Genomic DNA, 9858 nt, shown 5'->3' with positions numbered 1-9858 from the left:
TATATGGATGTCGAAGAATTTGGTCAAATGACGTTAACGAATATTGAATTTACGACAACACATTTATGTAATATGCGTTGCGCTCATTGTGCGGTCGGTTATACATTACGCGATAAAGACCCTGAGGCACTTCCGTTTGATTTATTGAAAAAACGATTGGATGAAATCCCTCATCTTCGCACATTGAGCATTACAGGTGGCGAACCAATGATGTCGAAAAAATCGGTCCGTGAATATGTTGTTCCTTTATTAAAATATGCACATGAACGAGGGATTTATACACAGATCAATTCAAATTTAACCTTACCTTATGCCCGTTATCAAGAGATCATTCCCTATTTAGATGTGCTACATATTTCTCATAACTGGGGCACGCCGGAGGAATTTGCAGAGACGGGTTTTGCGAATATGAAGCGAAAGCCGTCAGAAGACAATCGAAAAAAATATTTTGAACGAATGGTGGAAAATTCCCAACGCATAGCAGCAGAAGGAGTGATGGTTTCGGCTGAGACGATGTTGAATAAACAGACATTCCCTTATTTAGAAAAGATACACGATCATGTTGTCGAAATGGGATGTGTTCGACATGAAATTCATCCGATGTATCCAGTTGATTTTGCGAGCAATTTGCAAACATTGACGCTTGAACAAATGCAACAAGGCATTGAGCGTTTACTTAATCACCGTTCGGAATCGATGTGGATGTTATTTGGTACACTTCCGTTTTACCCGTGTAACAAGAGTGAAGAAGAATTGAATCTTTTGAAGCGATTGTATCGTGAAAAAAATGTAACCGTTCGTAATGACCCAGATGGCAGATCGCGTTTAAATGTGAATATTTTTACCGGTGATGTGATTGTCACGGATTTTGGAGACGAAGAAGAGCCATCACTTGGAAATATACAAGATACATCATTACATACTTCATATGATCGCTGGATGGAATCAAAGACAGCTCAATCGCTTAATTGTCATTGTCCAGCCGTTCAATGTTTAGGTCCGAATATACTAGTGAAAAACACGTATTATCAAGGCGTTGACTTTACCAAACGATCGGCAAATATTTCGCGATGAACGGACATTTTTTCAGAAAATGAAAGAAACTTACGTACATGTGAGTTTCTTTTTTTGCCTTTTGATGTGAAAAGGCATACAATGTTTGAGTGACAAATCATATATGTATAGATACATAAAAGGGAGTGAGGAGAAATGGCGGAAATGGTACAGAAACGATCGACTATTGTAACGCTTCTATTAGCAGGTTCATTCATTGCAATTTTAAATCAGACATTAATGATAACAGCAATTCCTCCAATTATGAATGAAATGGATGTATCCCCAAACTCAGCACAGTGGCTAACGACCATTTTTATGCTAGTAAATGGGATTATGATACCAGTGACAGCATTTTTGATTGAACGCTTCACGACGAGACAATTATTCCTTACCGCCATGAGCGTATTCGCATTTGGCACATTGGTCGCAGGTCTTGCACCGAATTTTGTCTTCTTATTAACAGGTCGAGTGATTCAGTCAATGGGTGCAGGTGTGATGTTGCCGTTAATGCAAACCGTGTTTTTAATGATTTTTCCAGTAAATAAGCGAGGGTCTGTAATGGGGCTGGTCGGGCTAGTTATTTCGTTTGCTCCTGCTATTGGTCCTTCGTTATCAGGTTGGGTAACAGAAGCTTTTGGCTGGAGAACGTTGTTTTTTATCATTTTACCTATCGCAATTATTGATATTATCATTGCTTATTTTGTCATGAAAAATGTAACGAAAGTATCCAAGCCGCGTGTCGATCCATTATCGATTATTTTGTCATCCTTTGGCTTTGGTGGCTTATTATACGGTTTTACCAGTGCGGGTAATAACGGCTGGTTAGCAACTCCAACTGTAATTGCATTTATTATAGGATCTATTTCTCTAACGATGTTTATTTTACGTCAAATACGTTTGAAACATCCGATGCTCGAATTTCGCGTGTTCACCTATTCGATTTTTCCTTTAACAGTATCAATTGGGATGATTGCATTTTTAGGGATTATCGGTGTTGAAACATTGATTCCGTTATATATGCAGGAAGCAAGGGATTTTTCCGCGTTTGAGTCAGGACTCGTGCTACTGCCAGGTGCTTTAATCACGGGGTTGATGTCACCGTTAACCGGTCGCATCTTTGATAAGGTAGGCGGTCGTTGGTTGGTGATTATTGGATTATCATTTATGACTGTAGGGTCTTTTCTATTCACGATTTTAGATGATAAAACATCTTTGCCTTATTTAATTGTTGTGTTTGCTTTACGTATGTTTGGAGTAGCGATGGTGATGATGCCAGTGGCTACATCAGGTTTAAACAAATTGCCAAAACATTTAATTGCGCATGGTGCTGCCATGGATAATACCATGAGAATGGTTGCTGCCTCGGTTGGTACAGCAGTTTTAGTGACAGTTATGACAACAGCGGAAACCGCGTCCAAACAAAGTGGTGATCCATTCCCAGCTATATATGGTGCGAATATGGCATTTCTCGTCTTATCCATCATTACGCTGGTAGGTTTTATTCTATCGCTGTTTATTAAAAATACACGACCTGCAGATATTGCTGAAGAAGATGCAGAAGAAATAGAAGAAGTGCAAGAATCCCACGAGCAATCATTTTAAATAAGATGTTTAAAAACGGCTTTCCTCAAGAAAAGGAAAGCGTTTATTCTCAACTTTGAGCTATTTATTCTCAACTTACAGTCAACCGCTGTTAATGTCGTTTATGCTTAGGGACAGCTTGTTGTATAAACTGATCGGCTAGTGTTTGTAATTCAGTCTGCATGGTTTCCCCGTGCATTGGGATGCCGTGGCCAGGAATGATTTGCTCTGGCTTCAATTCAGCAAGTTTTTTCACGGATTGTTCAGCATCCATCCAATCTTGTGTAAAGTAAGCGGGAGGTCCATAAACATGTTGTAAAGGAAATAATAAAGCCCATGTCGACTCTGGCTTTTCTGTTGAGACCGCATCACCTGCAATTAAGCATTTGTCCTCCTCCCGAAATAAACTGATATGACCAGGTGTGTGCCCTGGCGTTTCGATATATGTCCAATCAGATAAGTAAGGGAGTGTACCGTCATCAGGCAAAACCGTAATAAGTCCTTCAAGGTGCTCTGGTTTTGTCGGAAACAATGTGGATAATAAAGAAATCATGCCACCACCAACAGTAGGGTCACCTGGTGGGTACGATTTTTTTCCGGTGACATAGTCAATTTCTTTTTTGTGCACATAAATCGGTACTTGCCAATGCTCTGCAAGTTTTTTTGCTGAACCAACATGGTCAAAATGGCCATGAGTTAAAATAATTGCTTTAGGTGGTTTATCGCCATATCGTTGCTGACAAGCATGCAAAATCCGTTCTTGATAACGATGGATGCTTGTATCCACTAATACCCAATCTTTATCCGGTGCCCCGATCATAATGACATTTGATAAAATGGTACGGTAGCAAGCAATGTCATGAGTGACTTCCTCTGCCTCAGCGTGTTCCATTGCACGATCAATTTCCTCAATTTTTTCGATTTGATGTCGGTTCATTGATTATACGGCTCCTTTTCGTCAAATCATCCTATCATTATCATGACAATATAAGAAAGTTTTATACGTTATGATCATGGTATTGCCTATTTTTGGTGAATGTGTTATCCTTTGAATCAAAGAATACATGCAAATCGAATACGTGTATGATTTTCTTATCGAGAGAGGTGGAGGGACTGACCCGTTGAAGCCTCGGCAACCAGCGATTGAAATGCCCGGTGCCAAGTTCAGTGGACCTATTGTCCGAAGATGAGAAGATCCGTTATATCATAAGCATACAAATGGTATTAAGGATCCTTCTTATCAACAGAAGGATCTTTTTTGTAGTTCTATGAAAACAATATATGCATCCCTTTGTAACAATTGGTGGAAAAAGTGGAAACTGTATCCCTTGGCGTAAAGACTTATTAAAAAAAGTGTGTAAATCATGTTAAAAATACGTTACATGTATGGACATCTATCCGAAACATGGTAAAATTTTAAGTAAGAACGCACAACGCACAAGGGAGAGCGGTATCATGAAAAAGTGGATGAAAAAAATAACCGTCTTACTCATTACGATCTTAACACTTGGTCTATACGTTCCTCCGATTCATATTGACGCAGAATTAGACAAGATGGACAAAGGAGAAGTAGCGCCAAGCGATGAAAATTCCTCGGATACAGAGGAAATACAGACAGCTAAAAGTGTTGAACCACTTGTCGTTACTACGAATTCAGATGATCTGTATTTACAATCACTCACAGAACAAGCAAAACAACAATTAACCGTGAAGCTAGGCGATAAGATAACGAGAAGGATAGATACCGATTTACAACAAACGATTTTTCCAAATATAGAGCTGGTACTTTCAGAGCTATATGAGCAAGTTGGAAAAACAAACAGTCAATTCTTAGTGATTGATGAAGCGCCTTCTTCCGGTTATGGTGAACGAATTTTTGATTTACATGATGTAAAGACGAATCAAGATGTGGCGCGTTTCCATGTCAATCGTGTGAAGCAACCACAAGACGGTTACTATTTTCAATTCCACTATCATGTATTTGAAGACCGCTTTGAAGAGCACTATACGATCGGAAATATTTATTGGGGAAAAAATACACCACCAAAATGGATGACGTGACGTAATGGGATGCCTGATGAAGTAAGAGGCATCCTTTTTGTAAGGGATAAATCAACGGAGAATATTTTAAGCCAAAGGAGTTACGTGATATGCCAATAAAAATACCCGATTTATTGCCTGCCAAAAGTAAATTGCAAGATGAAAATGTATTTGTAATGGATGAAAGTCGTGCGTTTCGTCAAGATATTCGACCGTTACAGATTTTGATTTTAAATTTAATGCCTTTAAAACAACAGACAGAAACACATTTACTGCGTTTATTAGGAAATAGTCCATTACAAATAGATGTCGGGCTATTGCATACGAGCTCACATGTTCCTCGTCACACATCACTGGAACATTTGGAGCAATTTTATAAATCAATTGATGATGTGAAGGATAAACGCTATGATGGGTTGATTATAACAGGTGCTCCCATTGAGAAACTCCATTATGAAGATGTAACGTATTGGGATGAATTATCTCAAATTATGGAATGGAGCAAAACGAATGTGACGTCTACATTGCATATTTGTTGGGGCGCAATGGCAGGTTTGTTTTATCATTATGGTATAGATAAATATATTCGTCCGAAGAAAATATCTGGTATCTTCCCGCATGATCTCAAGGATGAAACTGAGAAATTGTTGAGTGGTTTTGATGAGGAATTTCTTGCGCCGCATTCTCGTAATGCAGATATTCGCAAGGAAGAAATTGAAAACGAGCCGAATTTGAAGATTCTAAGTGAATCAGATGAAGCTGGTGTATATATCGCAGCATCCACGGATGGTAGGCAAATTTTTGTGACAGGACATCCAGAGTATGATGCGTTCACACTACAAAAAGAATATGAGCGTGATCAACAAGCAGGACTGAACCCTGATATTCCAGTGAATTATTTTCCGAAAAATGATCCGAATCAACGTCCGCGTTTACGTTGGCGTACACATTCGAATATGCTCATATCCAATTGGCTAAACTACTATGTATATCAAGAAACGCCATATAAATTGTAATGAAAAAACTCGTCCGCGGACGAGTTTTTTAATGCAGTGTTTGATCATAATGTGCGTACGTATCCATAGCTAGTGTTACAGCTTGGGCGAAAACGGCTCCACCCCCAAGGGCCGAACTTACAGCCAACGTTTCCATTATTTCTGTCTCGCTCGCCCCGTGTTCAACAGCCCCCTTCGTATGATAGATAATGCAATATTCGTCTTGCGCATAAATGCTTACAGCTAAAGCCATTAATTGCTTCTGTTTTTCATTAATTTCACCTGGTTTAAAGGCTTCCTCCGTGAAATGAAAAAATCCTGACGTCATATCTGGTAAATATTCCTGCATCTTTGTGCTTCCGCGCTTGTAATCTGCTATCGATTGATCGAAATAATTTACGTGTTCTTGATTTGCCATCTTTTATCCCACCTTTCATTTTAATATTGTTCTAAAATGATGAAATTATACGAAGCTTCTGATACCCATCTAAGTGTATGTTTTTTTATGTTCAGAAAAGTATATAGTGAGCATAGCTATGATACGTGACGCTTGTGGATAAACGATCTAACCATTTACACAAAAACTGTGTTAGATTTCCTTACATATATATTGTGGATATTTCGAGCTGGGATTAAACTGTATTTAACAGTTGATGTTAATAATATTCACAAGGAGAGGAAAAACATGATGGAAACTGTACTTATGGATAATTTATGGGTCATTATTGGTACGTTCTTGGTGTTATTGATGATTGGAGGATTTATTCTGTTAGAGGCTGGTTCGACTCGAATGAAAAATGCCGGCCATATTGCAGGAAAAACGATTTTCACGATTGGTATCGGTTCATTAGTCTTTTGGGCTGTCGGTTGGGGTTTTATCTATGGTGAAGGAAACTGGTTTATTGGCTTATCGGATTTCTTCTATGGTGATACATCATTTAGTGGAGAAGGATTAGCGCCGGCAGTAGATTTTATGTTCCAAATGATGTTTTCTTTAATAGCATTAACCATTGCCTTTGGCGGATTTGCTGAACGCGCGAAATTATCAGTCTATGTTGTGTTTGCTGTACTATTTTCAGCTCTGGTTTATCCGGTTGTTGCTCACTGGATCTGGGGTGACGGCTGGTTATTTGACCATGGAAAGCAGGACTTTGCAGGGTCAACTGTTGTACATTTAACAGGTGCGATGGCAGCTTTGGCAGCAACCATTATTTTAAAGCCACGTATCGGTAAATATAACAGAGATGGTTCATCAAATGAATTAGCTGGTCATAACCAAGTCTATACAGCATTAGCCGTACTACTACTATGGGTCGGTTGGTTCGGGTTTAACGGCGCAAGTACATTTGGTGTATCTGAAGCTTTCTTCGGTTATGTCATCTTAAACACGCAAATTGCAGCAGCAGCTGGTGCCATTGCAGCAATGTTACTAGTTTGGGCAATCACGGGGAAAGCAGATGTTCCAACAACATTAAATGGCGCGTTGGCAGGTTTAGTCGCAATTACAGCGTCATGTGGTTTCGTTGAGCCTTGGGCTGCAGTGTTAATTGGTGCAATTGGTGGATTAATTGTTTATGCGAGTATGAAATTCTTTGATCGCGCGAAAATTGATGATCCGATCTTTGCTTTATCGGTACACGGAACGGTCGGTGTTTGGGGGACGATTTCAACAGGTTTCTTCGCTACAGAGGCACTGTCGGTCGGCGCTGAATGGGGATTGCCTGGCTTATTCTATGGCGGAGGATTTGAACAATTAGGTGTCCAAATCTTAGGTGTTGTAGCAAGTGGTGTTTATGCATTCGTCGTATCGTTCATTATTTTAAAAGTTATGGATAAAGTGATGGGTGGATTAAGAGTATCAGAAGAAGAAGAAATTATCGGGCTTGACTTAAGTGAGCATGGAAGCTACGGTTATCCAGAGAATATTCCGGATCCAACAGAGAAGCAGGCGAAATAACGCATGGCTGCTTCGGATCAAAAGGAGTGGCTTTCGAAATTGATGACTTATGATGAAGTGAGACGATGGAGAAATCAGTATATTCAAGAGCAACAAACACATGAACAGTTGAATACATTTCACGATCAGTTAATGAAACAAGTATTCGTGATTGCAAGAAAGAAAATCGAGGAGGAGCAGGGTCCGCCTCCTGCTCCTTTTGCTTTTTTTCTAATGGGAAGTGCTGGTCGATGTGAACAATCGATTTGGAGTGATCAAGACCATGGCATCATTTTTGATGGTCATGAACAATCCAAATCGTATTTTTTAACATTAGGAGAAGAAATGGTCTACGGATTAGAAAAAGTTGGATATGAGCGTTGTGATGGCAAGGTCATGGCCTCTGAATCGATGTGGACTCAATCACTCATGTCATGGAAGAAACAGGTTGTGAATTGGTTAGAAGAATCTTCTTGGCAATCGCTTCGTCATTTTTCTACACTTTTTGATTCTCGCGTGTTAATCGGGGAACGAGAGCTGTTATCTCAGGTAAAGCAGAAAACATTTGCTTATCTTGATTCTAATCCTCATTTATATTTACGTTGCGTGGATAATGTAGGATTTATACGTAAAGGTATCGGTATCTTCGGTCAATTGTTACCTGAACAATCAGGGACGATGGCAGGAAAATTGAATGTAAAGACAACGACGGTTTTTCCGTATGTTAACGCAATGCGTTTGTTAGCGATACTCCGTCACGAAGAAATGCCTGCTACGAAGGATCGGATCAAATTTTTAACAACTCACTATCCTTTTTTGCAAGGTTATCTGTCCATTTTTGAAAGATTACTAGCATTTCGTTATCGTCATACGAAACAAGCGGCTGATTATGATCATGTACATCATATTTCGTTAAAGCAATTATCGAAACGTGATAAACAGGAGTTGAAACAGTTTATGAAAGACGGGGTTCACATGTTTGAGATGGCTAAGAAAATGGTAGAAAAAGAGTGTTCCAAATGGTTATGAATCAAATGTTTCAATTTATTAAGCAAATGTCTGGAAAGATGTATGGCAATGACATGGATTCGCTTGATCCGAGAAAAATCGCTTATGTACGTAACTTGCAACGGGAGTTAAAAAAACGTGACGTGTTAAATATTCCTTTTGAACAGTTACAAGTTGTTGTATTTGATATCGAAACAACAGGTTTCTATCCATATAATGGGGATCGTATGTTATCCATTGGAGCAGTTAAAGTACATGGGCATGAAATACGAGAAGATGATTTATTCTATAAAACGATCTATAGTGATCAAGCACTTTCTGATGAAATCCAATCGTTAACGGGTATAACGTATGAGGAGTTACAACGTGCAAAGCCATTAGATGAAGTGCTAAAACAGTTCTTCCAGTTTGTAAAAAGTGATACATTGGTTGCTCATCATTCCAGTCATGAAAAGCAATTTATGAAATATGCTAGTTGGACAGCGCTAAAAACCAATTTTCAGCATCGTATTATTGATACAAATTTTTTAACAAGAGTAACCGCACCAGATATTCATTATGTCAGTCTTGATGAGTGGTGTGACTACTATGGCGTAGAGATTGGAAGAAGACACCATGCGCTTTACGATGCTGTGGCTACAGCTAAGATTTGGGCAAAAGGTATTAAGCAAGTTCAACAAATGGGTTATACCAATCTGAAAGAAATCTACACGCATATTGCTAGCTTACCGTAAGATGAGGCGGAAGGGAGAGCAAGAAGGTTGAATCATGATATTCCAGATCAGAAAGCGACGTTTCCAATAAGTGTTGTCAAAGAACTTACTCATTTAAGTGGACGGCAAATTCGTTATTATGAAGATCAAGGCTTGATTTCTCCAGCAAGAAATGATGGAAACCGCCGCATGTTTACACTAGAAGACATCGACAGGCTCAAAACCATTAAGTCATATATCGATCAAGGTATTAATATCGCAGGAATCAAAGCGATGTTAAAAAAATAACTCCTTTAGCGTTCATCACATTGGTGAAGCTAAGGGAGTTTTTTAGTTTGCCGTAGCAGATGATTAATTAGATCAGGATGATTTGCGTCAAATAAGAGAAGTGAAAGTAGCTGTTTGCACAGAAAATCAATATATGCGTCAAATAAGAGAAGTGAAAGAGTCAAGTCCTTAATCTTGTGTAAAATACAGATACAAGCTTTCAACCATTTAGGTTAGTTAGAATTTGGTATGGTAGGAAGGG

The 9858-nt window shown here is 39.0% G+C and carries 10 protein-coding genes and 1 riboswitch; of the genes, 8 read left to right on the top strand and 2 right to left on the bottom strand.

The window, feature by feature from the left end; translation table 11 throughout:
• Positions 1 to 1074, top strand: a 1074-nt coding sequence (gene yfkAB / locus J416_RS10900) for a radical SAM/CxCxxxxC motif protein YfkAB (protein ID WP_003471158.1), incomplete at its 5' end; no start/stop codon positions are given.
• 135 nt (positions 1075 to 1209) lie between these two features.
• Positions 1210 to 2658: an MDR family MFS transporter gene (locus J416_RS10895; protein ID WP_003471147.1), complete on the top strand. Its 1449-nt coding sequence runs from the start codon at positions 1210 to 1212 to the stop codon at positions 2656 to 2658.
• Positions 2659 to 2749: 91 nt separating this feature from the next.
• Here the strand turns inward: J416_RS10895 and J416_RS10890 are convergent, their stop codons facing one another.
• Positions 2750 to 3574: an MBL fold metallo-hydrolase gene (locus J416_RS10890; RefSeq protein ID WP_003471145.1), complete on the bottom strand. Its 825-nt coding sequence runs from the start codon at positions 3572 to 3574 to the stop codon at positions 2750 to 2752.
• Positions 3575 to 3726: 152 nt separating this feature from the next.
• Positions 3727 to 3830: riboswitch (SAM riboswitch) on the top strand.
• Between the two features lie 262 nt (positions 3831 to 4092).
• On the opposite strand from J416_RS10890, the gene J416_RS10885 reads away from it, so the two are divergent.
• Both J416_RS10885 and metA read left to right on the top strand, forming a co-directional pair.
• Entirely contained in the window at positions 4093 to 4698 is a 606-nt protein-coding gene (locus J416_RS10885) for a YpjP family protein (protein WP_003471144.1), read from the top strand.
• An 89-nt stretch (positions 4699 to 4787) separates the two neighbouring features.
• On the top strand, positions 4788 to 5693 hold the full coding sequence (gene metA, locus J416_RS10880) for a homoserine O-acetyltransferase MetA (RefSeq protein ID WP_003471143.1): 906 nt from the start codon (positions 4788 to 4790) through the stop codon (positions 5691 to 5693).
• A gap of 28 nt (positions 5694 to 5721) precedes the next feature.
• Here the strand turns inward: metA and J416_RS10875 are convergent, their stop codons facing one another.
• Positions 5722 to 6090, bottom strand: coding sequence for a carboxymuconolactone decarboxylase family protein (locus tag J416_RS10875; RefSeq protein ID WP_003471142.1), 369 nt, complete (start codon positions 6088 to 6090; stop codon positions 5722 to 5724).
• A gap of 267 nt (positions 6091 to 6357) precedes the next feature.
• Between J416_RS10875 and J416_RS10870 the strand changes: the two genes are divergently transcribed.
• The 4 genes from J416_RS10870 to J416_RS10855 are packed head-to-tail and all read left to right on the top strand — an operon-like array spanning position 6358 to position 9617.
• Positions 6358 to 7629, top strand: a complete 1272-nt coding sequence (locus J416_RS10870; protein WP_003471141.1) for an ammonium transporter — start codon at positions 6358 to 6360, stop codon at positions 7627 to 7629.
• Between the two features lie 3 nt (positions 7630 to 7632).
• Entirely contained in the window at positions 7633 to 8637 is a 1005-nt protein-coding gene (locus tag J416_RS10865) for a DUF294 nucleotidyltransferase-like domain-containing protein (protein ID WP_003471140.1), read from the top strand.
• Entirely contained in the window at positions 8628 to 9350 is a 723-nt protein-coding gene (locus J416_RS10860) for an exonuclease domain-containing protein (protein WP_003471139.1), read from the top strand. Before J416_RS10865 ends, J416_RS10860 begins: the two co-directional genes overlap by 10 nt.
• 27 nt (positions 9351 to 9377) lie before the next feature.
• On the top strand, positions 9378 to 9617 hold the full coding sequence (locus tag J416_RS10855; protein WP_003471138.1) for a MerR family transcriptional regulator: 240 nt from the start codon (positions 9378 to 9380) through the stop codon (positions 9615 to 9617).
• The last annotated feature ends 241 nt before the right edge of the window (positions 9618 to 9858 follow it).

The sequence above is a fragment of the Gracilibacillus halophilus YIM-C55.5 genome (assembly GCF_000359605.1).
Classification (GTDB): Bacteria; Bacillota; Bacilli; order Bacillales; family Amphibacillaceae; genus Gracilibacillus; species Gracilibacillus halophilus.
This window is presented reverse-complemented; position numbering and strand designations above follow the sequence as displayed.